The sequence below is a fragment of the Parabacteroides sp. HGS0025 genome, from assembly GCF_000969845.1.
In the GTDB taxonomy this organism is placed as follows: domain Bacteria; phylum Bacteroidota; class Bacteroidia; order Bacteroidales; family Tannerellaceae; genus Parabacteroides; species Parabacteroides gordonii.
Map to the genome: position 1 here is coordinate 4,223,050 of NZ_KQ033902.1, position 23,821 is coordinate 4,246,870.

17 protein-coding genes, 1 tRNA gene and 1 rRNA gene are annotated in these 23,821 nt (G+C 43.3%); 7 read left to right on the forward strand and 12 right to left on the reverse strand.

Going from position 1 to position 23,821, the window contains the following annotated elements:
• Position 1: 1 nt before the first annotated feature.
• A tRNA-Ile gene (locus tag HMPREF1212_RS27210) sits at positions 2-75 on the reverse strand.
• Positions 76-232: 157 nt separating this feature from the next.
• Positions 233-1,759 (reverse strand): 16S ribosomal RNA (locus HMPREF1212_RS16380).
• 514 nt (positions 1,760-2,273) lie between these two features.
• On the opposite strand from HMPREF1212_RS16380, the gene HMPREF1212_RS16385 reads away from it, so the two are divergent.
• Positions 2,274-3,152 carry a pirin family protein gene (locus tag HMPREF1212_RS16385; RefSeq protein ID WP_028727808.1) on the forward strand — a complete coding sequence of 293 codons (879 nt, stop codon included), beginning with the start codon at positions 2,274-2,276 and terminating at the stop codon, positions 3,150-3,152.
• A 121-nt stretch (positions 3,153-3,273) separates the two neighbouring features.
• Positions 3,274-3,786 carry a ferritin-like domain-containing protein gene (locus HMPREF1212_RS16390; protein WP_046150055.1) on the forward strand — a complete coding sequence of 171 codons (513 nt, stop codon included), beginning with the start codon at positions 3,274-3,276 and terminating at the stop codon, positions 3,784-3,786.
• An 81-nt stretch (positions 3,787-3,867) separates the two neighbouring features.
• On the opposite strand, the gene HMPREF1212_RS26375 is transcribed toward HMPREF1212_RS16390, so the two are convergent.
• On the reverse strand, positions 3,868-8,085 hold the full coding sequence (locus tag HMPREF1212_RS26375; RefSeq protein ID WP_082099903.1) for a cellulase family glycosylhydrolase: 4,218 nt from the start codon (positions 8,083-8,085) through the stop codon (positions 3,868-3,870).
• 215 nt (positions 8,086-8,300) lie between these two features.
• A complete protein-coding gene (locus HMPREF1212_RS16400) occupies positions 8,301-8,969 on the reverse strand; it encodes a Crp/Fnr family transcriptional regulator (RefSeq protein WP_046150056.1) in 669 nt (222 codons plus the stop codon).
• Between the two features lie 406 nt (positions 8,970-9,375).
• Between HMPREF1212_RS16400 and hcp the strand changes: the two genes are divergently transcribed.
• Together hcp and mscL are read left to right on the forward strand one after the other, a co-directional pair.
• Positions 9,376-11,031 carry a hydroxylamine reductase gene (gene hcp, locus HMPREF1212_RS16405; protein WP_046150057.1) on the forward strand — a complete coding sequence of 552 codons (1,656 nt, stop codon included), beginning with the start codon at positions 9,376-9,378 and terminating at the stop codon, positions 11,029-11,031.
• A 76-nt stretch (positions 11,032-11,107) separates the two neighbouring features.
• Positions 11,108-11,533 carry a large-conductance mechanosensitive channel protein MscL gene (mscL, locus tag HMPREF1212_RS16410; RefSeq protein WP_028727813.1) on the forward strand — a complete coding sequence of 142 codons (426 nt, stop codon included), beginning with the start codon at positions 11,108-11,110 and terminating at the stop codon, positions 11,531-11,533.
• Positions 11,534-11,633: 100 nt separating this feature from the next.
• Here mscL and HMPREF1212_RS16415 read toward each other — a convergent pair whose 3' ends face one another.
• From HMPREF1212_RS16415 to HMPREF1212_RS27580, 7 genes are all read right to left on the reverse strand, one after another.
• On the reverse strand, positions 11,634-13,364 hold the full coding sequence (locus tag HMPREF1212_RS16415) for an ATP-binding protein (protein ID WP_046150058.1): 1,731 nt from the start codon (positions 13,362-13,364) through the stop codon (positions 11,634-11,636).
• A 1-nt stretch (position 13,365) separates the two neighbouring features.
• Positions 13,366-14,487, reverse strand: coding sequence for a sensor protein KdpD (locus tag HMPREF1212_RS16420; RefSeq protein ID WP_046150059.1), 1,122 nt, complete (start codon positions 14,485-14,487; stop codon positions 13,366-13,368).
• A 13-nt stretch (positions 14,488-14,500) separates the two neighbouring features.
• On the reverse strand, positions 14,501-15,190 hold the full coding sequence (locus HMPREF1212_RS16425) for a hypothetical protein (RefSeq protein ID WP_232430152.1): 690 nt from the start codon (positions 15,188-15,190) through the stop codon (positions 14,501-14,503).
• A gap of 105 nt (positions 15,191-15,295) precedes the next feature.
• Positions 15,296-15,871, reverse strand: coding sequence for a K(+)-transporting ATPase subunit C (locus HMPREF1212_RS16430; RefSeq protein WP_198293285.1), 576 nt, complete (start codon positions 15,869-15,871; stop codon positions 15,296-15,298).
• 27 nt (positions 15,872-15,898) lie between these two features.
• A complete protein-coding gene (kdpB, locus tag HMPREF1212_RS16435; RefSeq protein ID WP_046150062.1) occupies positions 15,899-17,941 on the reverse strand; it encodes a potassium-transporting ATPase subunit KdpB in 2,043 nt (680 codons plus the stop codon).
• A 27-nt stretch (positions 17,942-17,968) separates the two neighbouring features.
• Positions 17,969-19,678 (reverse strand): potassium-transporting ATPase subunit KdpA, encoded by a 1,710-nt coding sequence (gene kdpA / locus HMPREF1212_RS16440; protein WP_046150063.1) that lies wholly within the window; start codon positions 19,676-19,678, stop codon positions 17,969-17,971.
• 20 nt (positions 19,679-19,698) lie between these two features.
• On the reverse strand, positions 19,699-19,779 hold the full coding sequence (locus HMPREF1212_RS27580) for a potassium-transporting ATPase subunit F (RefSeq protein WP_081693321.1): 81 nt from the start codon (positions 19,777-19,779) through the stop codon (positions 19,699-19,701).
• 331 nt (positions 19,780-20,110) lie between these two features.
• On the opposite strand from HMPREF1212_RS27580, the gene HMPREF1212_RS16445 reads away from it, so the two are divergent.
• A complete protein-coding gene (locus HMPREF1212_RS16445) occupies positions 20,111-20,779 on the forward strand; it encodes a CatA-like O-acetyltransferase (RefSeq protein ID WP_046150064.1) in 669 nt (222 codons plus the stop codon).
• An 883-nt stretch (positions 20,780-21,662) separates the two neighbouring features.
• Positions 21,663-22,187 (forward strand): hypothetical protein, encoded by a 525-nt coding sequence (locus tag HMPREF1212_RS16450; protein WP_046150065.1) that lies wholly within the window; start codon positions 21,663-21,665, stop codon positions 22,185-22,187.
• A 116-nt stretch (positions 22,188-22,303) separates the two neighbouring features.
• Here the strand turns inward: HMPREF1212_RS16450 and HMPREF1212_RS16455 are convergent, their stop codons facing one another.
• The gene (locus HMPREF1212_RS16455; protein WP_028727822.1) at positions 22,304-23,137 is read right to left on the reverse strand and encodes an OmpA/MotB family protein; all 834 of its coding nucleotides are present in this window, start codon (positions 23,135-23,137) and stop codon (positions 22,304-22,306) included.
• 95 nt (positions 23,138-23,232) lie between these two features.
• On the opposite strand from HMPREF1212_RS16455, the gene nrfH reads away from it, so the two are divergent.
• The gene (gene nrfH, locus HMPREF1212_RS16460) at positions 23,233-23,820 is read left to right on the forward strand and encodes a cytochrome c nitrite reductase small subunit (RefSeq protein WP_028727823.1); all 588 of its coding nucleotides are present in this window, start codon (positions 23,233-23,235) and stop codon (positions 23,818-23,820) included.
• The last annotated feature ends 1 nt before the right edge of the window (position 23,821 follow it).

Consider the following 23,821-nt stretch of genomic DNA (forward strand, 5'->3'; position numbering starts at 1 on the left):
GTAGTCCCAGGCAGAGTTGAACTGCCGACCTCTACATTATCAGTGTAGCGCTCTAACCAACTGAGCTATAGGACTGGCTTATCTTAATCTCCTGAAACTGCCGGATTTCCTTCAGCTTCATCTTTCTCTACTGGGTATCCAGTTTATAAGATCATATATAAATACATATTCAACCGTAGTACAAGTTAACTAATACCTTTTAGCCAACTTGATAACGAACTCTTCGCTCCAGAAAGGAGGTGTTCCAGCCGCACCTTCCGGTACGGCTACCTTGTTACGACTTAGCCCCAGTCATCGGTTTTACCCTAGGCCGATCCTTGCGGTTACGGACTTTAGGTACCCCCAACTCCCATGGCTTGACGGGCGGTGTGTACAAGGCCCGGGAACGTATTCACCGCGCCATGGCTGATGCGCGATTACTAGCGAATCCAGCTTCACGAAGTCGGGTTGCAGACTTCGATCCGAACTGAGATGGGGTTTGGAGATTAGCATCACATCGCTGTGTAGCTGCCCTTTGTCCCCACCATTGTAACACGTGTGTCGCCCCGGATGTAAGGGCCGTGCTGATTTGACGTCATCCCCACCTTCCTCACAGCTTACGCTGGCAGTCTCTTTAGAGTCCTCAGCATGACCTGTTAGTAACTAAAGATAAGGGTTGCGCTCGTTATGGCACTTAAGCCGACACCTCACGGCACGAGCTGACGACAACCATGCAGCACCTCGCAAATGGCTATTGCTAGAGATCCTCTTTCAAGGACTGTCCAAATGCGTTCAAACCCGGGTAAGGTTCCTCGCGTATCATCGAATTAAACCACATGTTCCTCCGCTTGTGCGGGCCCCCGTCAATTCCTTTGAGTTTCACCGTTGCCGGCGTACTCCCCAGGTGGATTACTTAACGCTTTCGCTGTAGAGCTTACTGTGTATCGCAAACTCCTAGTAATCATCGTTTACTGCGTGGACTACCAGGGTATCTAATCCTGTTTGATCCCCACGCTTTCGTGCTTCAGTGTCAGTTATAGTTTAGTAAGCTGCCTTCGCAATTGGAGTTCTGCGTGATATCTATGCATTTCACCGCTACACCACGCATTCCGCCTACCTCAAATATACTCAAGTTAACCAGTTTCAACGGCAATTTTATGGTTGAGCCACAAACTTTCACCGCTGACTTAATAAACCACCTACGCACCCTTTAAACCCAATAAATCCGGATAACGCTCGGATCCTCCGTATTACCGCGGCTGCTGGCACGGAGTTAGCCGATCCTTATTCATAAGGTACATACAAAACAGGACACGTCCCGCACTTTATTCCCTTATAAAAGAAGTTTACGAACCATAGATCCTTCATCCTTCACGCGACTTGGCTGGTTCAGGCTCTCGCCCATTGACCAATATTCCTCACTGCTGCCTCCCGTAGGAGTCTGGTCCGTGTCTCAGTACCAGTGTGGGGGACCTTCCTCTCAGAACCCCTATCCATCGCAGACTTGGTAAGCCGTTACCTTACCAACTATCTAATGGAACGCATGCCCATCTATCAGCAATTAATCTTTAACAAATATTCCCATGCGGGACCCCTGTTTTATGCGGTATTAGTCCGACTTTCGCCGGGTTATCCCCCTCTGATAGGTAGGTTGCATACGCGTTACTCACCCGTGCGCCGGTCGCCACCAATGTATTGCTACACCGTGCTGCCCCTCGACTTGCATGTGTTAAGCCTGTCGCTAGCGTTCATCCTGAGCCAGGATCAAACTCTTCGTTGTATAAATTGTTTTGTCTTGCTCAGAATCCGTTATTATTTCAAGTTTTGACGGTATTAATTTTTAATACTTGTACTACTTGTTGATATGTAAATCTTTCAAAGAACTTTCGCTTTCTTTTCGATTGCGGCTGCAAAGGTAAGGACTTTTATTTCATACTTCCAAATGTTTTCGGAAGTTTTTCTAAAAAGTTTTTTTCATCATGTTTTGCAGTGCCGTTCTCTCTCGAATGCGGATGCAAAAGTAGTGCTTTACAACATACACTCCAAACTTTATTCGCATTATTTTTTACTTAAAATCGCACCAAACACACTACTTTTCTGAAGCACTGACGATTACGGGGTGAAAAAAAATAACAAATACCCAAACGGGGGACTCTCCTTTAAATTCAGTCGCTATCACCTCTCAAATACCTGAAAAAGCACCTTTCCCTATACATTATTATATGGGAAAAGCCAGCAGATACAACAAAGCCCTTCCCTTTTTTGTTTTTACTAAAAAATAAGGAGATAATTATATGACAACAAAAAAAGTCGAAAATATCATAGCTCCGCCTGCTCCCCATATGGTTGGAGACGGATTCAGGGTACATAATTTCATTCCACATCTGGAACAATTAAGCAGAGAACGTATGAATCCTTTCATCCTTTTGGATTATAATGCAAAAATGGAATTCTCACCGCGTAAAGAACCAAGAGGTGTCGGAGTACATCCTCACCGCGGGTTTGAAACTGTCACGATCGTATATCAGGGAAAGGTAGCCCACCATGACAGCAGAGGAAACAGTGGTGTAATCGGCCCGGGTGATATCCAATGGATGACAGCTGCCTCCGGAGTACTTCATAAGGAGTATCACGAAGAGAATTTCAGTCAGAAAGGCGGTGAATTCCATGTCGTACAATTGTGGATCAATCTTCCGGCCAAAGATAAAAAAGCGGATCCCAACTATCAATCTATTGTAAACAGCCAGATCCCCAAAGTTGAATTACCAGATAATGCAGGACTGATCGAGGTGATTGCCGGCAAGTACCAGGATACAACCGGGATAGCATCCACCTTTACTCCGATAAATATGTTCAATGCAAAAATAAATAAAGGTGCAAGCACAGAATTTTCATTTCCGGCAAACTATAACACAGCAATCCTGGTTGTTGAAGGCTCCGTAAAGATCAATAACAACGAATTGGTTCCAACCGACTATTTCGCCTTATTCGAAAACAAGGGAGAAACATTCACCATCCAGGCTGTAAACAAAGCAACTGTCCTTGTACTGAGTGGCGAGCCTATCAAAGAACCTATCGCAGCATACGGCCCATTCGTCATGAACAATGTAGCAGAATTAAAACAGGCTTATATAGATCTGGGAACCGGTAAATTCGGTGAACTAGACGACTGATCGCTAACATTATTGAAAAAACAATAAATCTGAACTGTATCAAGTTCCGGTATGAACAAACGCTCAATAGCATTGTTTGAACAATACAAACGAGCATTATACTAAACTAAATTTTACAGTTATGGCAAAAGAAAGTGTTAAGATCCTACAGAAAAAATTGGATGTAGAAAGTTTACTATCACAGCTTAACGCTGCATTATCAGAAGAATGGTTAGCATACTATCAATATTGGGTAGGAGCATTGGTTGCAGAAGGCGCTATGCGTGCAAACGTACAGGCTGAATTTGAAGAACATGCCGGACAGGAACTAGGCCACGCTAAATTACTGGCAGACCGTATCATCGAACTGGAAGGTGTTCCTGTTCTCGATCCTAAACAATGGTTCGAACTGGCCAGATGTAAATATGATGTACCAAATGACTTTGATGTTGTCAGCCTGCTGAACCAGAATGTTGCTTCAGAACGTTGTGCAATCGTGAGATACCAGCAAATCGCCGAATTTACAGATGGCAAAGACTTTACAACCTGCGAAATTGCCAAACATATCCTGGCAATGGAAGAAGAACATGAACAGGATCTACAGGATTATCTGACAGATATCGCCAGAATGAAAAGTTCTTTCTTAAATAAGTAATACCCGGTCCGGTATAAATTACTTAAAAAGTAAACCCACTCCTTTCTAACGAAAGTTGTGGGTTTATTTTTTATTGTATGTTTATCTCTTCACAAATTTGATTGTTTTCATTTTTCCTTCCGAGTCAACCACCTGCAAGAAATGGACTCCACTATTCAACTGATTCAGGTCAATAGTCACATTAACAGCAGTCGTCCTTATATTGGAGCTAATACGTCCGGTAACATCAAAGACTACTACAGATTGAAGCGGAGTTTGCGATTCTAGAAGTAATTGATTACCCTGAATTTTATAAGTTATATCATTCCCCTGTTGAATGACAGAATTATCGGTAGGCGGGGTTGAATAAAAATATAAATTGTCAACATAGTAAATACTTTGCCTGTTTGCCTCCATCCGGATAGAATACAGATTCGCTAAATTTATATACTTCTCATAATCCGACAGAAGTATATTAAATGACTTCCACTCCTCTCCCCTACTTGACATGTTTATAGCCGGTGTCTCATAGTTCCCGTCTGACAAGTATAAATTAAATGTTTCCGTCTCTGCTGTCCACACATCCAGATGTAATTGCTCCATATGGTCTACTTTTACATTATCCAAATTAATGAACAAGATGTTAGTGTTGGTCAGTCTCAAGGTATTATTACCATTTATCCGAACATAGTCAACTTCTGTTGTTTGTCCATCCTGACTATCAAAAGAGTACGGGATATTGGCATAAGTATCGCTAAAGATAGAAACAACTCTATTTGCAGCCTGTGTAGGAACAGGAGCAGCTTCAGAAGGAGCAAGCGGCTCTTCCGGTTCAGATGGATCTGTGCCAGAATCTTTTTTATAAAAATAGATATGATCCAGATACAGCGTTCGCCCTCCGAGATCACAGGATAGATTAATATTATCGATCTTTCCCTTTGTTTTAGCCAGAAGCCCGGCTAAATCTATATCAAGCGCATTCCATGTGTGAGGTTTTAAAGTGTAACTATATTTTTGTACTGTACCTTCGTTTCCCGCTGTTACAACCAATTTCAATCCACTTCGCGGATAAACATCCAGGTGAAGATGATCTTTATCATTCAGCACAAGTGATGTTCCCAGCGTGACATCTTGTTTATCAAAATTATCCAGCTTAATAATCTCATTTTCTTTCACATCTTTTTCTTCCCCCTTAATTGTCCCTCCCATTGAAGGAAATGTTACTGTCGACAGACCGTTATTATAGAACGAACTAAAGACAGTAGATACATCCGGCTCACTCATTTTAGGGATAGTAGCAGAACTAATTGCTAGAAAACCTTTCGTTATAGAGATATTTTTAAATGTAAAATGACCTTTTCCCTGACCTCCCATATCTAAAGTAAAACGTGCTTCATTATCCGTCTCCCTCAACATTGTAAAAGTATAAGAATATGTTTCCTCCTGCAGTTTGGGAGAGAATGAGATATTGGGTCCATAGGGAATATAATCGGCACCACTTTTCCCGATATAATTTGAAAAAGTGTAACCTTCAGTATCTCCACTGACAGTAAATGTAACAGTATATATTGCTCCCTCTTCAATGCCGGTAATTAAAAAAGGTTGAACATCCCATGCATTTACCCTTTCGTTAGTAATAGAAACTGTCATCACACCATTATCCCAAGAGTTAGTCCAACAATCTGTTGAGACAGTGTTCCAGTTGCTACCTTTATTAATATTGCTGTCGTAGACGGTTTCGCTTCCAACAATATGGAAGTCCATTGGCTTTTCCGGAATCTTATTTGTAAATAAAGCATCCAATAAATGCTGACGGAATTGTCCGGTAGCAACGTCATAAATTCCAAAGTCAGTTCCAAAATCCCAATAGGCATAACTGTAACCATACTGCTCAATCGTACGTGTGACAAAGGTAGTCCAGAGCAGGCGCGAATCTATGTCCGCTCTGTCATAAGTACCAAACTCGCCGATATGGACGGGTATATTATTGTTAGCCGCAGAAAAATCTCGGATGAGATTAAATTCATTTATTACAGCATCCCTATCACTCTGTGAGTCATACCACTTATATCCAATCGGAGGATTACCGGACCACTCAGCCCCCTGATGGGTAAACGGCATTGGATTATAATAATGAACTGTCAAAATAAGATGGTTATCCTGAGGAAGTTTCAATCCCTCCAATCCATAAACCGTTCCCCAATCCGTCGTACCAACCATTATGGCGCGATTCGGATTCGTTACCCGTATGGTATTTATAGCTTTTTCCAATAATTCGTTCCATAGCGCAACCGTCATATTATCTCTGGGTTCATTAAGTATTTCAAAGACTAAATCTTCCGGATAATTTTGGAAGTATTCAGCAATTTGCGCCCACAAAACAAGGAAACGTTCCATTTCTTTCGTCTGTTCTTCTCCCGATAATTCCATTAAAGGATTATAATGATGCATGTTGATTACAAGCTTTAAATCGGCGGCAAGAATCTTATCTATGACTGTTTTCATTTTCAGCATAAATGCTTCATCTATATTATAAGGCTCTTCATTCAAACTTCTTCCGTCATTATCCCAACGGATAGGCAAACGAACATGCGTGAATCCTTTCTCTTTTACCATCGCAATGTAAGCATCATTCCATTCCAGATTTGATTGGTCATAGATATTTCCAAAATTTATCCCTTTTCCCAACTTCTTATTCAAATACTCAATCGGAGTAGGAGTGAATAGCTCCTTTTTCCTGAAGAAATAAATATTATCAATAAAGAATGTTTTCCCATTTCCATCTTCAAGAGACAAATAATCAACATCATCCAAAGACACATCTGCAAACTCAGATAATGCAAAATTTATACGGTTCCATTCTCCCGGAATAAGCGTTACAGGAATAGAATGTTTATTCCCGCCATCAAGAGTAATACTCAAAGATGTTGCATCCGGCGAATAGATATCGATATGCAAAGAATCCATTCCTGAAAGATCGACGTTTCCCAGGTCTAAAGGAAACTGATCTGTTTCCGTTAACTGATAAAAGAAATTATTACCCCGCCGGACAATTGCTTCTACAGTGGTTTGCCCCTTATCAACAACTTCGGGATAGCCAGTCGAAAGTCCGTTTGTATAAGAATCGCTAAATATAGAAATTACATTCGCCGGATTTAATTGCACGGGAGGAAGATAGGCCATATTTTCTGGGGCACTTTCTACAGGTGTGATATCTTTATCATTATAAAAATAGATATGATTCAGATAGATCGTATTATTACTGCTACCGGTATGGATTTGAATTGTACTTATTTTACGTTCTGTTTTTTCCAGGAAATCAGTGATATCAACATCAATAGTATGCCATTCATTGGCAGCCAGATTAGATGCCTGTGTTTCAAATTCGATATTTTGGGCATTGCCTATTCTATTATCATAAAGCATCAATATTACTTTAAAAGCCGGAAGGGCATTTTCCGAATACACATTTAAACGGAATCTATTGTTATTCCCAATTTCCAGTACCTGATTATTGAGGTCATACTGAATTGCCCCCCAATTAAACCTGGAGAATTTAAGCAATTCATTATCCTCACTATCATTTTTTTTTGAAACTGTATATTTTCCTCCCCAATCTAAAAACACTAAATCAGTATCTGTTCCATATTGAGTACTATAGAAATTAACAACGTTGGCGGAAGGACGTTCCGGTGTTGAAGCAGCCGGTATTTCTATCGGTTCATTAGCTTCCATAGAAAAATAGATATTGTCAAGATAAGCAGTAACTCCCACGTCATCTCCTTGTACGCTTAATAGCATAGAAGTAGTTTTTTGGAGTGCTTCATCTCCTTTCACACGTATAAATTCATTTAAAGGGATTTGAATGGAATGCCATTTTCCCTTTTTATATGTTTTATTACTGGTAAACTCATAATCAGTATCACCTGACGGATATAATTTTATTCCAACAGTACTGACATCCCTACTAAAGAATGCATCTATATTTATGTATGCTGCCGTCGATAAGTCGGCTGGTGAACCATAAAAAGTCAATGGATGGTAATCGAAATTCGATAATTTAATAAGATTAAAGTCATCTTCAGTCAGCGCAAATGAAGGTGTTGTCTTTCCTCCCCAATTGTCATTAATATTAAAACTATTAATTGTACCATTATAGCGACTGCCATAAATCGGAGTCACTTTCTCTATTGGAAGTGTATAGACAATATCACTGGACATATCTGGTCCCGTCACATCTCCGGTTGCATGTATCTCTGTAAATCCAGTTAATAATCCCCATAGAATTAGTATCCTAATAAATAAATCCTTTTTCATCATGTAATTAAATAAAGTTCTACTTTGACTGATATTATAAAATTAAACAGAAAACTATTGGTTTTGATACTATAAGTGGTCGATTTGTGGCGCTATTCTAAAATTCAGTTACAAAGATAATTAAAAGCCGACCGAAGTCGGTATATTGGACTGATGGATTAATTTCTTTTAATCCTTATTAAGTATATTGGCTGGCAAATCTCTTACAATTGGATTCTTTATTGTCCCATCTGTCTCAAAAGCTGCATATTACAAACTTTTATCACTTTCCTGTCTATAGCAATAATCCCCTCCTGCTCCATCTCTGCCAATGCACGCGCCAGTGAAGGACGGGTAACACCAAACGAGTCTGCTATTTCCTGCTGCGTTTCAGTCAAATGAATTACATCCGGTGAGGTATCCGATAATTTACGCAGCAAATAATCTGCAATCTTATTCTTTATATTCTTCAGAGACAAAAACATGATCTTATCACTCAGGAAATGACTCCTTCCGGATATGAGCATCAGAAAGTTTTGAAGAAGTTGTTTGTTCAGTTGCATCCAGTGCGTAAAATCATCCCGGTGGATAAATAAAATCTCTGACGTTTCCATCGCTATAATATTTACCGGAAGATTGTTTTTCGGTGCATACAAGAAAGCCGGCGCCAGCAATTGAGAAGCCTGCAATTCTTCTATAACAACGAGTTTGCCTGCGTCATTCACCATTTGCCCCTGCAAGAGTCCACTAAGGACAATCATCAGGTGATTGCAGGGTGCTCCCTGAAGGGCTACGACATCCTTTGCCTGGTAAGCAGCCTCCCGATAGGCTGCAGTTTCCAGCAAATCGGCAATCTCTTTATCAGAGATATTTTTAAACAGTACGGATTCAGAAAGTATTGCAATCATATTCAATTATATATACAGGCAAATATAACAAAAGATATGGAAGAAACCTTATTTTCCTGCAAAGGTAAATTGTTACCGATACTGTTGGCAGTACACATTCGCTGTAGTGCATATAAACAACCTCCATATGCTTTTACGAAAGCAGTATCATTGATACTGTTTCATCATAGTGAAACAACTGTTTCTCCCAGGTGAAACAAGTGTTTCACTATGATGAAACAGATTTGTAAACATATAGATAAAATGACATAGTGCTGAAACATGTATCCCTCCTTGTATACAAATAAAAGTACAACCGTATTTATCTAAAAATATATTCACGTTTGTAACATTTGGTACAATATAAGAAACCAGGCTCTCCTACTTTTGTATCCAGAAACAATAAACCAATAAATAAAGATAAAGTATGGAAGCTAAAATGTTTTGTTTTCAGTGTCAGGAAGCTGCGAAAGGTACAGGTTGTACAATCAAGGGCGTTTGCGGAAAAGATGATGAAACCGCCAACCGCATGGACTTACTCTTGTTCGTTACCAAAGGCGTATCCGTTGTAGCTACCCGGCTACGGAATGCGGGAATAGAAGTTTCCGCGCATGTCGATCATTTCGTTGTCGATGCTCTTTTCTCTACTATTACAAATGCAAACTTCGATATAGAAAGTATTACTAAACGGATTGTCAACGGTTTGCAATTGAGAGATCAACTAAAAGAAGAGGCCGGCAGACATGGTATTCAGTTACCGGTTATCGATGAACTGGTCTGGAAAGGGGATGAAAGTTCTTTTGAAGGAAAGGCGCTGACGGTCGGTGTACTTCGTGAGGCCAATCCCGATATCCGTTCTTTGAAAGAACTGATCATCTATGGATTGAAGGGAATGGCAGCTTATGTCGAACATGCCGGAAACCTGGGATTCGAAGAGGAAGGTCTGCATCAGTTCATCCAGTATGCGCTGGCCGAAACCTTACGGAAAGACCTTTCTGCCGAACAACTAACGGCCTTAGTTCTGGAAACCGGAAGTCAGGGTGTCAAGGCAATGGCATTGCTGGATAAAGCAAATACGAGCAGCTATGGTAATCCGGAAATCACACAGGTTAATATCGGAGTACGTAATAATCCGGCGATCCTGATCAGCGGTCATGACCTGAAAGATATGGAAGAGCTGCTTGCACAGACGGAAGGGACAGGCGTCGATGTATATACGCATAGCGAGATGCTGCCGGCAAACTATTATCCGGCATTCAAGAAGTACAAACATTTTGTCGGTAACTACGGAAATGCCTGGTGGCAGCAACGGGAAGAGTTCGAGAGCTTCAACGGCCCCATCCTGTTCACGACAAACTGTATCGTCCCGCCACTGGAAGGAGCTTCTTACCGGGATCGTGTTTATACAACCAACTCGACCGGTTTTCCGGGATGGAAACATATTCCATCGAGAGAAGACGGTAAGACAAAAGACTTTTCTGAAATCATTGAACATGCCAAACGTTGTGCGGCTCCGACGGAAATTGAACACGGACAGATCACCGGGGGATTCGCTCACAATCAGGTCATGGCTCTGGCCGATAAAGTGATCGATGCCGTAAAAAGCGGAGCTATCCGTAAATTTGTCGTCATGGCCGGATGCGACGGAAGAATGAAAAGCCGTAACTACTATACCGAGTTCGCCAGCGAATTGCCATCCGATTGCGTGATCCTGACTGCCGGTTGTGCCAAATACCGTTATAACAAACTGCCGCTCGGCGACATAGGCGGCATTCCCCGCGTACTGGATGCCGGACAATGCAACGACAGTTACTCACTGGCTGTTATCGCCATGAAATTGCAGGAAGCCTTCGGGTTGGAAGATATCAATCAGTTGCCGATCGTTTACAATATCGCATGGTATGAACAGAAGGCCGTCATTGTACTGTTGGCCCTGCTGAGTCTGGGGGTTAAGAACATCCACCTGGGGCCGACACTTCCGGCATTCCTTTCACCGAATATCGCACAGGTATTGGTTGAAAACTTCGGGATCGGGACAATCAGCACACCGGATGAAGATATAGAAAAGCTAATTCTTGCCTGATTTTTTTAACAAAATATTGTATATTCGCAACCAAATTCAAACCATTACGGTTATAACATAAAAAAGGCGAATATATATGGGGAAATTTTTACAAGAATTTAAACAGTTTGCCATGCGCGGCAACGTCGTCGACATGGCTGTCGGTATCATTATCGGTGGTGCTTTCGGAAAGATCGTATCTTCAGTTGTTGCAGATATCATCATGCCTGCCGTTGGAGTACTGGTTGGCGGTGTAAACTTCACCGACCTGAAAATTGTGCTGAAGCACGCAGTGATGGAAGGAGACAAAGTGATCACTCCTGCCGTAACGATCAACTACGGGAACTTTATCCAGGTCACTTTCGACTTCATCATCATTGCTTTTGCAATCTTTATGATGGTCAAAGGGATGAATGCCCTGAATAAAAAGAAGACAGAAGAAGCTCCGGCTGCGCCCCCTGCTCCTCCTGCTGACATTCAGTTATTGACGGAGATACGCGATTTGCTGAAAGATAAAAAGTAAATAAACAAAAGATAAATGCCGGTATCAACTGCTTAACTAAGCAGCCGGTACTGGCATTTTTTCGTCTTATAAGAAAAAGATAGTTCCGGTCACTTCTCTTTTACACGTTAAACCTGATTACAAATGTGCTTCCTTTGCCGATCTCACTGTCTACATGGATGGTGCCGCCGTGGGCCTCGATGAAGTCCTTGCTGATTGCCAGTCCGAGGCCACTGCCTTGTACCTTCGTACCCGGAACACGGAAGTAACGGTCGAAAATACTCTGGTGATAACGCGGATCGATACCTTTCCCAAAGTCCTGTACAAAGATCTCGACGGTCTTATCTATTTGACGGGCACCGATGATGATACGTCCGTTCTCCGGTGTGTAGTGGATGGCATTCGATAGCAGGTTCGTCAATACCCAGGCTATTTTCTCACTGTCGACAAACAGCTTCGAGATTTTTTCCGGATACTCCACTTCTATATGGCAGCCGAAGCGTTCCGCCTGCACACGGTTAGCCTTGATCGCATAGTCGATCAATTCTATCGGTTTGGTAATTTTCGGGTTCAGTTGCAGCTTACCCGTTTCCACCTGCGTCATTTTAAGCAGTTCGCCGGTTATCTCCAATAAACGTGTACTGCTGTCTTTGATACTTTGGGATAAGGCCAACTGTTCGTCATTCATTTCTCCAACCCGTTTATCTTCCAATAGCTTCAAGCTCATCATAATGGCAGAGATAGGAGTCTTAAGTTCGTGGGAGATTGTAGAGATAAATGTCGTCTTGGCAGAGTCCAGTTCCTTAAATTCCGTAATGTTCTTCAACAGGATCACGTCTCCTACATACTGGTTTTCTTTTCCGTTCTCGTCGGTCACACGGATCGGGATGTATTTTGCCTGGAAATAGCTTTCCTTGTTATCGGCATATATCTTCAACGGTTCCTTTTTCTCGTCCGGCTGGATCAGCTCGCGGACAAGGCGACGGAGCAGGTCGTTCTTCAAGGCCAGTTCGGCGGCGGATTTACCGATCACGATGTCACGTTTCAGATTCAGGATCGTAAGTGCTTCGTCGTTGGCGAAGAGGATCGAGCGGTTGTCGTCGAGACCGATAATAGGCTCCGTGATACTGTTCACGATCGCTTCAATATATTTCTTAGCCTGGATGATATCTGCCAGTGTACTTTTACGATATTCGGTCAGGCGTTCGGCCATCCGGTTAAAAGAATTCGCAACTTCCGAGAACTCCTGGTACTTACCCAGGTCGAGCCGCTTCTCATAATTATGGTTGGCTATCTCCATGATGCCATCCGTCAGTTTCCTTATCGGCGTATTGATCGACCGGGGCAAACGGATCAGGAAGGCAAAAGCCGTCAGGATGCAGATGATGGCGATCACACATATCCACAACAAGGCACGGTCGGCCGTATGTTCGGCAATCTGGCTTTTACGGTAGATGGTTGCCATATTCAGGCTCATGATATCGTTCAGGGCCATGCGCACACGTTGGATAGTCGTATCGTTCAGTTCCTTATGCATGGCTTCATACTGGGCTGCCAGATGCGTCGTTGCCAGATTCTCGTCTACCTCCGTGATATTCTTTTTTTGCAGTTCCAGGTTCTTAGCGAACTCTGCCTGGGCTACCGGGTCTGTCTTGATACGTTCGAGGGCGCTCAACATCCTCCTGGAATAAAGAAGTGAATTGTAATTGTCCGCCAGGATATTCTGGGTATCGACAGACATATTATTGATGTTCTTTACCGCCAGGCCTCCCAACAATACGATCATAACGAATAACAAACCTATCCCGGAGATAAGCTTTGTTTTAATCTTCAGATTAACTGACTTATTCATACTACGCTATTATTATTAAATCAATATTCAACTGCGACAAACTATTCAGCAATTTCCGGTAGCGATACGACGAGAACAACAAGGAACGTATGCTAAAGGAAGGCTTTCCGATACAAAGAGTAGTTATCATTTTCTCTTTGCACACCTGAACGATACTGTCGGTGACCGATTCGGACTGTATCCGGATCACCTCCCCTCCTAATTCGGTAGCCAGTTTGAAATGGTTCGACAGATAACGCTGGTTGGCCAACGGTATCCGGTCGATACTCTCCCGGGGCGTCTGCACATATAAGACAAAGAACTTTGTATTATAACGGGTAGCCAACCGTGCAGCTTTCCGTATCACTTTCCGGGGAGTACGTTCATTGCTGCTGATACAAGCCAGGAATTTCTCATGCCGCACCCCGGTATTGACCGGCACCGAATTTTCCACCTTCTTCTCCACCCGCAACGCCACTTCCTTCAAGGCCAGTTCGCGAAGCTGAAGAATGTTTTCCGACTTAAAGAAATTATTCAGGGCCGTTTCCACTTTCTCCGGACGGTATATCTTCCCGGCTTTCAGGCGTTTCACCAGTTCATCGGCGGTCAGGTCGATATTCACGACTTCGTCGGCCTGCTCCAATACGCTATCCGGTATCCTTTCTTTTACCTCTATTCCGGCAATGTCCTGCACTTCCTCATTCAACCCTTCAAGATGCTGGATATTCACTGCGGTAATCACGCTGATACCCGCTTCGAGAATATCCATCACATCCTGCCATCGCTTTTCGTTTTTGCTACCTTCTACATTGGTATGCGCCAACTCATCCACGATAACAACTTCGGGGTGAATGCTCAGAATTGCCTGCAAGTCCATTTCCTCCACTTCCTTTCCTTTATAAAAAGACTTACGGCGCGGTATCTGGGGCAACCCATCTACCAACGCCTCTGTTTCGCCCCGTCCATGTGTCTCTATATAACCGATCTGTACGTCGATGCCGCTACGAAGCAGCTCGTGTGCCTCCTGAAGCATCCGGTACGATTTGCCTACACCGGCAATCATACCGATGTAGATCTTGAAGTTACCACGGCGCGACTTTTTCAGCAAGTCGAGAAAGTGCTGTACACTCTGTTCCCTGTTCATCCGTCTTTCTGTATTACGGTTTCAATGTGAATCCGAAAACCAGATGGGCATCTTCGAGACGAGGATTCCAAATGGCTTGTGCAAAAATAGGCAAAGAAAATGAATCGCTGAACTTTATTGCGGTCGTTCCTTTAAGCGCAACATTCGTTACTGCAAAACTATTCGTCAGATACTGCGGAGCATTCCACGGAGTAAACCCGCAAGTCACATTCAGATCGACCATTTTCACATTGAACGGATAGTTCAACTCCACATACGTAGAATAAGCCTGCTCATCATGGCTATTCTTATCCATGCCGGCAAACATAGTGTACCAGGCAATTGATAACGGAAATTTCGCTACCGGCAACGAATAAGCAATAGCACCTTCAAAATGATGAGCAGTTTCATGACTTTTAAAATTAAAATACTTCCCGGCTCCCTGTCCTGCCCACCATAAATCGGCGACCGACAAAGTTAGTCCGGTGTTTCCGAAAGTATACGCGGCAGTCAGGTCGATCTCCTTTGCACCCAAGCCGGAGTTTTCGTTTACTCCGGTGAAGTCGGTCGATCCCCAGGCAGTCAGCGAAAAGCCCGCGATGCTTAACCCGAAGGTCGGTTGGAAGCTCGCACTCGTCTGGTACATTCCACGCCAGACATATGAACTGACCAGATCCCCCTGGACGGTAAAGTTTACATCTTTTTCTCCTACCTGCGCCTGCATTATGGAAGAAGAAGACAAAGAAGTTACAGAGAATATCACTGCTACGGCAGCCATCTTTTTCAATATTGATTTCATGTTGTTATTTATTTGTTTTGTAAAGATTCATTATTTACCCAGGGCTTTTTCGACAGCCACATTCAACTTTAAGACATTCACTTTCTCCGTTCCGAAGAGCCCTAATAAAGGTTCTTCAATGTTGGCATTTACAATCGCCATCAACTGTTCGGGAGTAACACCGCGCGCAGCAGCCACACGCTGAACCTGTACATAAGCCGCTTTGGGCGAGATGTGCGGATCGAGGCCGGAAGCACTGGCTGTAACGATCTCGGCAGGAACTTCTGCGCGTTTCAGATACGGATGATGTACAAGGAAAGTATCGATACGTGCTTCCAGCTCCGCCAGGTATTCTTCATTGGAAGGGCCTTTATTGCTTCCGGCTGAACTCGTTGCGTCGTAGCCGTCACCCGCGCAGGAAGGGCGTCCCCAGAAATAAATATCCTGGGTGAAGGACTGGCCTACATTCGCAGCTCCTACCACCTTCCCGTTCAACTCCACGACTTCAGCATTACCATTGTTGGGAGTAGTAACCCGGGCAAACGCCCACAATATAAATATGTAACAGACACTGAACAGCACACAGAAGGCTATTGTAAGTTTTAATGACTTTATTAAGTTCGATATCATGATCTTTAATTTTTTTGTTGTTGATTACATAAACAGGCTGACAACCATATCAATTAATTTTATTCCAACGAACGGTGCAACTACACCACCTACACCGTATATCAATAAGTTACGGCGTAGCAAGGCTGAAGCCCCGATCGGCTTATAAGCAACCCCTTTCAAAGCGAGCGGGATCAGGATCGGGATGATGATCGCATTGAAGATGATCGCACTCAGGATCGCACTTTCCGGACTATGCAGGTGCATGACATTCAGTGCTCCCAACTGGGGAATAGCCACCATGAATAAGGCCGGGACAATAGCGAAATATTTGGCCACATCGTTCGCAATACTGAAAGTAGTCAATGTACCGCGTGTCATCAGCAACTGCTTACCGATCTCCACGATCTCGATCAATTTGGTCGGGTCGTTGTCGAGATCCACCATATTGCCGGCTTCTTTTGCCGCCTGCGTACCGCTGTTCATGGCTACCCCGACGTTTGCCTGTGCCAGTGCCGGAGCATCGTTCGTACCGTCACCCATCATGGCGACCAGCTTACCGCTTTCCTGCTCTTTCTTGATATAATTCATCTTATCTTCGGGCTTGGCTTCGGCGATATAATCGTCTACACCCGCCTTTTCAGCGATATATTTTGCCGTCAAAGGGTTATCTCCGGTAACCATTACCGTCTTTACTCCCATTTTGCGCAAACGTTCAAAACGTTCCTGGATGCCGGGTTTGATAATATCCTGCAATTCGATCACACCGATAATATAGTCATCCTGCGAAACGACCAGCGGAGTACCGCCGTTGCTCGTAATTTTCTGTACAAGTTCGGCCACTTCCTGCGGATATTTATTTCCGGCCGCTTCACTCATCCTGCGGATTGCGTCGAAAGCACCTTTACGGATACGGACACCATCTTTAAGGTCGACACCCGAACATTTGGTTTCTGCCGTGAACTTGATCATCTTGGAGCCGGAAGTGCTCAGGTCGCGGATGCGGATACCTTTCTCACGTCCCAGTTCGACAATCGATTTACCTTCGGGCGTTTCATCGGAAAGGGAAGCCAGCAAACAAGCCTGTACGAATGCCTGTTCGTCGATACCGGCTACCGGATAGAACTGTGTCGCTTTGCGGTTACCGATCGTAATGGTTCCCGTTTTATCTAATAATAAGGTATCGATATCCCCGGCAGTCTCCACCGCCTTTCCGGACTTGGTAATGACATTGGCACGCAACGCGCGATCCATTCCCGCAATACCGATAGCCGACAGCAGGCCACCGATCGTTGTCGGGATCAGGCAGACGAACAGGGAAATGAAAGCAGCAATAGTAATCTGCGTATTCGAATAATCAGCAAGAGGTTTCAATGTGCCGCAAACAACCACGAATACCAAAGTGAAGCCGGCCAGCAGGATCGTCAGGGCAATCTCGTTCGGCGTCTTTTTCCGGGAAGCACCTTCCACCAGCGCGATCATCTTATCGAGGAAACTCTCGCCCGGCTGGGTAGTCACCATCACTTTGATCTGGTCGGAAAGTACTTTCGTACCACCCGTTACGGAACTTTTATCGCCCCCGGCTTCACGGATTACCGGAGCAGATTCACCAGTGATCGCACTTTCGTCGATAGAGGCTAGACCCTCGATTATTTCACCGTCCGACGGGATCGTGTCGCCTGCTTCACAAATAAAGATATCCCCTTTCTTCAACTTGGAACTGCTCACCACAGAGACAGAGCCGTTTGAGATAACCAGTTTGGCCGGCGTCTCTTCCCGCGTCTTACGCAAGCTGTCCGCCTGGGCTTTGCCGCGTGCCTCCGCGATCGCTTCGGCAAAGTTGGCAAAGAGCAGGGTGAGAAACAACACAACAAAAACAAATAAGTTATACCCGAATGTCCCCTGGTTTTCTGCTCCCGTAGCAGCAGCCCAGATGGTAACGACCAGCATGACAAACGTTACTATCTCAACGATAAACATGATCGGGTTACGAAACATCGTCCGCGGGTCTAATTTAGCGAACGACTGCTTCATGCTTTCTATAACAAGCTCCTTCGGAAACAAAGAAGCGGATTTATTCTCTTTCATCTTATTCTTTATTAAACTATCAGCTAATTAGTAAATGCTAAAATACTCGGCAATAGGGCCTAATGTCAACGCCGGGAAGAACGACAGGGCGGCAACGATAAAGATCACGCAGAATGTCATCACACCAAACGTCACCGTATCGGTCTTAAGCGTTCCGGCACTTTCCGGAATGAACTTCTTTTGTGCCAGCAGTCCCGCGATGGCAACCTGTCCTACGATCGGCAGATAACGGGAGATGATCAGTGCCAGACCGGTTGTAAAATTCCAGAACCAGGTATTATCGCCCAATCCTTCAAAGCCCGAACCGTTATTGGCTGAAGCCGACGTATATTCGTAAAGCATTTCACTGAGCCCGTGGAAGCCCGGATTATTCAGCCACCCTCCTTCACTTTCCACAAAAGCCGGATGATTGACATATATATAACTTGAAATAGCGGTAAAGATCAGGATCACGAACGGGTGAGCCAGCGCCACGATCGTAGCGATCTTCATTTCACGTGCTTCCACTTTCTTTCCGAGGAATTCCGGCGTACGTCCTACCATCAACCCGCTGATAAAAACTGCGATGATCAGGAAAGCATAGTAGTTCATAAATCCAACCCCTACACCGCCGAACCAGGTATTGATCTGCATATTCAGCATTTCCATCATTCCCGACAACGGCATCGTGCTATCGTGCATACCATTCACAGAGCCATTGGATGTTACCGTTGTCGTGCAACTCCATAGCGCGGTGGCAGCCGGGCCCAAACGGGTTTCTTTTCCTTCCATCGCCCCGCAGGTTTGGTCGATCCCCATTTCCGTTATCCTGGGGTTGCCGTTCATCTCATAATATGTATTGATTGCCACGCTCGCCAGGTAAGCAAACAGCATCACACCGAAAATCGTATAACCCAGTTTTTTGCGCTTCAGGTAAAAGCCCAGTGCAAAGACCATCGCCATCGGCAGGATCAGGATAGCCCAGCATTCCACCATATTAGACAGGTAGGTCGGATTTTCCAACGGATGCGAAGAGTTCACCCCGAAATAACCACCACCGTTGGTTCCTAACTGTTTGATAGGGACGATTGCAGCCGTAGGCCCTTGCGAAACCAGTTGTTCCGTTCCTTCCATAGTCGTCACGGCCATTTTCCCGTCGAATCCCATCGGGACACCTTGCAGGATCAGGATAAAACCGACTATCAATGACATAGGCAACAGGATACGGGTACAGCTTTTCACCAGATAATTCCAGAAGTTACCGATCGTATTCGTCGTCTTTGCCGCCATCGCCTTAAAGACTCCGGCCAGTGCCGCCATACCGGTTGCCGCCGTAATGAACTGGAACAGCATGATAACGAACAACTGTGTAAAATAGGTCAGGCCGCTTTCACCGCTATAATGTTGCAGGTTACAGTTCACCATAAAACTGATACAGGTATTGAATGCCAGATCAGGACTCTGGCTTGCGTTACCGTCGGGGTTCAACGGCAAGTATTTCTGTGTGCAGAGCAGCACCATTCCCCAGAAAAACCAAAAAACATTGATCGTAAGAAGAGCTTTCAGGAAACTCTTCCAGTTCATTTCTTCATTCGGGTTGATCCCGCAAAGTTTGTAAATCCATTTTTCAACGGGAGCCATGAAATCCAGCCAAGTCTTCTCTCCCTTATATACTTTGGCAATGTACATCCCCAGCGGATAGGCCAACACGACCATAAGTACAATTTGCGCAATACTACCGATTAATTCCGTATTCATCTTTTCACCTTAAATTACGATTAAAACTTTTCGGGTTTGATCAACACATACATCAGATACCCGAAGATTACTACACAGAGTATAAATAAAGCTGTAAACATCGTTTCCTCCTTCTTTTTTAAATCTTCTCAAACCAATCTACACACTTAAAGAAAAACCAGTAGCAGGCCACTCCCACTACACATAGAAATCCAAAAGATACATAGTCATTCATAATTCAATCTTTTTTTATTGTTACTATTATTCGTTCGCCTTCTTATATGCCAAAGGCGTGCCAGAAAACGGGCAAACCATGTAACACAAAGGTTATCAATAAGATATAGTTTATCTGGAAAAATCAGCAGGAAGAAGAACCCTTCCATTTTGAAAAGGTCAGCTTATCAAAATGAAATAGCTATCTTTGTAATCAATCTGTAAAACATAGTATATACAATGAACTCACAACCTGTTTATCCCAAGAAGCAAATCATTGATTTTGAGAGTTGGGAACGAAAAGAGAATTTCAATTTCTTCCGAAACTTTGAAAATCCAAGCATATCCATCACTTCCGAGGTGGAATGTTCCGGAGCCAGACAGCGGGCGAAGGAGAACGGGCAGTCGTTCTTCCTCCATTATTTGTATGCAATCCTGCGGGCAGCCAATGAAATAAAGGAGTTACGGTTCAGGATAAATAATAGCGGGCAGATTATCTGCTATGATACTGTCGACGTTCTATGCCCGATACGCATGCACCAAAATGGAAAATTCTTTACCGTGAGAATCCCCTGGATAGAGGATTTCGATGCCTTTTATAAGGAAGCGCGCCACATCATCGACACGATACCGGAAGACGGTAATCCTTACGAGGCAGAAAACGTCGCAACGGAAGACAGCCGGTATAGCGTCATTCTGGTAAGTGCCACTCCCGACCTTTATTTTACCTCAATCACATATACGCAGGAAAGAAAAAGCGGCTCCAGCTATCCGCTGCTGAATGTAGGAAAAGCAGTGACCCGTGAAGGAAAGTTGGTTATCCCGGTTGCAATCTACGTACATCATGGGTTTGTGGACGGGGCACATATTGCGGAGTTTTTCCGAAAGACGGAAGAGTTCTTGAAATAAAGAAATCGAGTGGAATAGCTTATCTTTCTATAATCCAGTCTAGCAATAGAATCAAAACTGCTAATATTTGACTCTGTTTATCAAAATGTCATTTTACCTCTATCGTCAGCAGGCTGTACATACCTCTGATTAGGCATATTGTTTTTCATTCAATTCTAAAGAAGATTGAAAACATCTTTATTCTGCTTTTTATAAAGCAAATACAGCTTTTATTCCATTTTGTTGATATAAAACAAACAAAGTGGTTATAAAAGGCCGTCTCCACATAAATATGTCATTCAAACTGCACATGCATTTTCATCTCTTCCAGAAAATAATTCTGCTAAATAACATAAATATCAAGTGATAAAATCATCCAAAAACGATCATATTCAACTATAATTAACAAATATTTCATCTTAAATAAACCCTAACTTCATTTAAAAGAAAAATAATTTCGTTTTAAACGAAGTTCAAATTCGTTTAAAACGAAATTTAGGAACTGATATCAATGGCAATACTGTTAAATATTGTAACCATCCTTTTTCTAATTCAATCAATTCATCCAACATGCCAGATACTAAAACAGCCATATAATAAACTTTATGACAGATTATCACACTAGAATAAATCAAATTAATATTTCAATCAGAGTCTAAATATATTAGAGTCAGTAATCCTGAGCAACTGCACCAAAAACAATTGTATCAGTCATTATCAGCTTCGAGGCTCATATCTTTATAAAAAAACATCCTTTAATTCCGTCAAAGGGTAAACTAGTAAAGATATATTTTGATGAATATTCAGAAGCCTGTAATGAATAGTCTTACAAACATAATATTACTGTCATGCAATATAAAACAAGGCATGCCGTTTTTAGTATAAATATTAATGATATAATTATATGAAGAAACAATGTTTTGTGTTTAGCCTGTTGCTTGTTTTGGTTTTAGCGGCTTGTTCAAAGGATGATTTACAGTCAGCAGATAAAGTAGATCCTTCAGAACCTCAAATAACCTATTTGCCGATAGAAATCGGGGATAGTCTGATTATAAAAGGTTTTAATACTTGTTATGCTTTGAATGTCTATAAAGGAACATTACCGGAACTGGTTGTAAAGGAGTCCGGGTATGATAAATCATATCTATATTATATTCATAAAGCAATGGTAAAAGTGGAAGAAAAAGAAGATAAAATGCTTTTTCCGGTTACTGATATGAGGATGGGATATTCAACACCGGAAATGACTGATATAGGTAATTATTATTCCAGTATACAGGATCGAAATGGACGTATATTTTTGGAAATATATACTTATCTGATCCATTTGACAAAAGAACAGGGTGGGGAAGATATGGATATTTGGTATCCTTGTTCACCCAAAGAACTGGAGTGGACTGCTTTTGAAATTGAGAGGAAGAACAACTAAGAGGAGACAAGGCTCCACCGGCTTTTCGGTCATCTTTACATTTAATGTAGAGGAAGAGTGAAGCTGATGGAACCTTGTTTTTTTATTACTTTTCTATCAAGAGAAAAGTAAAGCGACTATTGTAACATCTGATAAAGTTTATCCAATTTAGGAGCCATAATAATTTCCGTCCGGCGATTCCTACTGCGTCCCTCAGCCGATTCATTATCGGCAACCGGCATATATTCCCCGCGGCCGGAAGGCTGTATCTGCAATGGATTAACACCGTAATCTTTTGTCAGGATGCGGACAACCGAAGTTGCACGGATCACGCTCAGATCCCAGTTATCCTTAAACTGTGCCGTGTTGATCGGTTTACTGTCGGTATGGCCTTCGATATATACATCGATATCCGTTTGCTTATTGAGGACTTCAGCCAATTTAGCCAATGCTTCCTTACCCCGCTTGTCTACACGTGCACTACCCGACTCGAACAATAACTTATCCGACATGGCAACATATACTTTACCATCCTTCTCGGTAATGGTCAGTTCGTCGCTGCCGAAACCCAACAATGCATCCTTTACGCTGCTTAGCAGGTTTTGAACTTTCTCATTCTGGGCATTGATCATGTCCTGCAATTCGTTGATCGTCCGTTCACGTTCGTTCAGTTCTTCCATCTTCTGGCTAAGGAGAGCGTTCAGTTTCTCTTGCTGTGTCATGTTCGAATTGAGCATTGTCTGGTAATTACGGATGTTGTTACCCATCCGAACCGTATCGCGCTGGAGAGCGGCAAGCCGTTCATTAAGTTTGTCACCGGTATCTTTACAGTCGACAAGTTGTTCCTGTAATGCATTGCCGCGGCCGATAGCTTCCAGCCGCCCGTTTTCAGCCTCTAAGTATTTCTTTTTCGTTACACATGATGTGCATATCAGCAGTGCGGAAACTGCCATGAATAAAACTTTTCTCATTTGATGCATAATTTTCGTGCAATGTAATATTTATTACACTTTACTTGTATCCGAATTAAGATATTTGCAATCAATTAAACTTTAATTAAGGCTGTATGAAGATAAAAGAGATAATAAACTCGATTCTCCCCACAAGGCGGTGGAAACTGTTCGCCATTATTGCCGGGGGAGCGATCTGCGGTTTAGGCTTTTATACATTTTATGTATCGAAGGCCTGGAGTTACTTGTCTGATGAGCCGTCTACCTGTGTGAACTGCCATATCATGGGGCCTTATTATGCCACCTGGAACCATAGTTCGCACAGCCGTAACGCCACCTGCAACGACTGCCACGTGCCGCACGAAAATGCTGCGAAGAAATGGTTCTTCAAAGGAATGGACGGTATGCGCCATGCCACTGTTTTTATGATGCGCGGCGAACCGCAGGTGATCAAGGCCATCGACGAAAGTGCCGAAGTGATTATGAACAACTGCATCCGTTGCCACACGCAACTGAATACCGAGTTTGTTAATACCGGACGGATCGACCACAATATGGCAATGGCCGGCGACGGAAAGGCTTGCTGGGATTGCCACCGCGATGTGCCTCACGGCGGTTCGAACAGCCTCTCCTCGACCCCGTCGGCCATTGTTCCTTACCCGAAAACCAATACGCCTGAATGGCTGAAAGATATGCTGAAGTAAA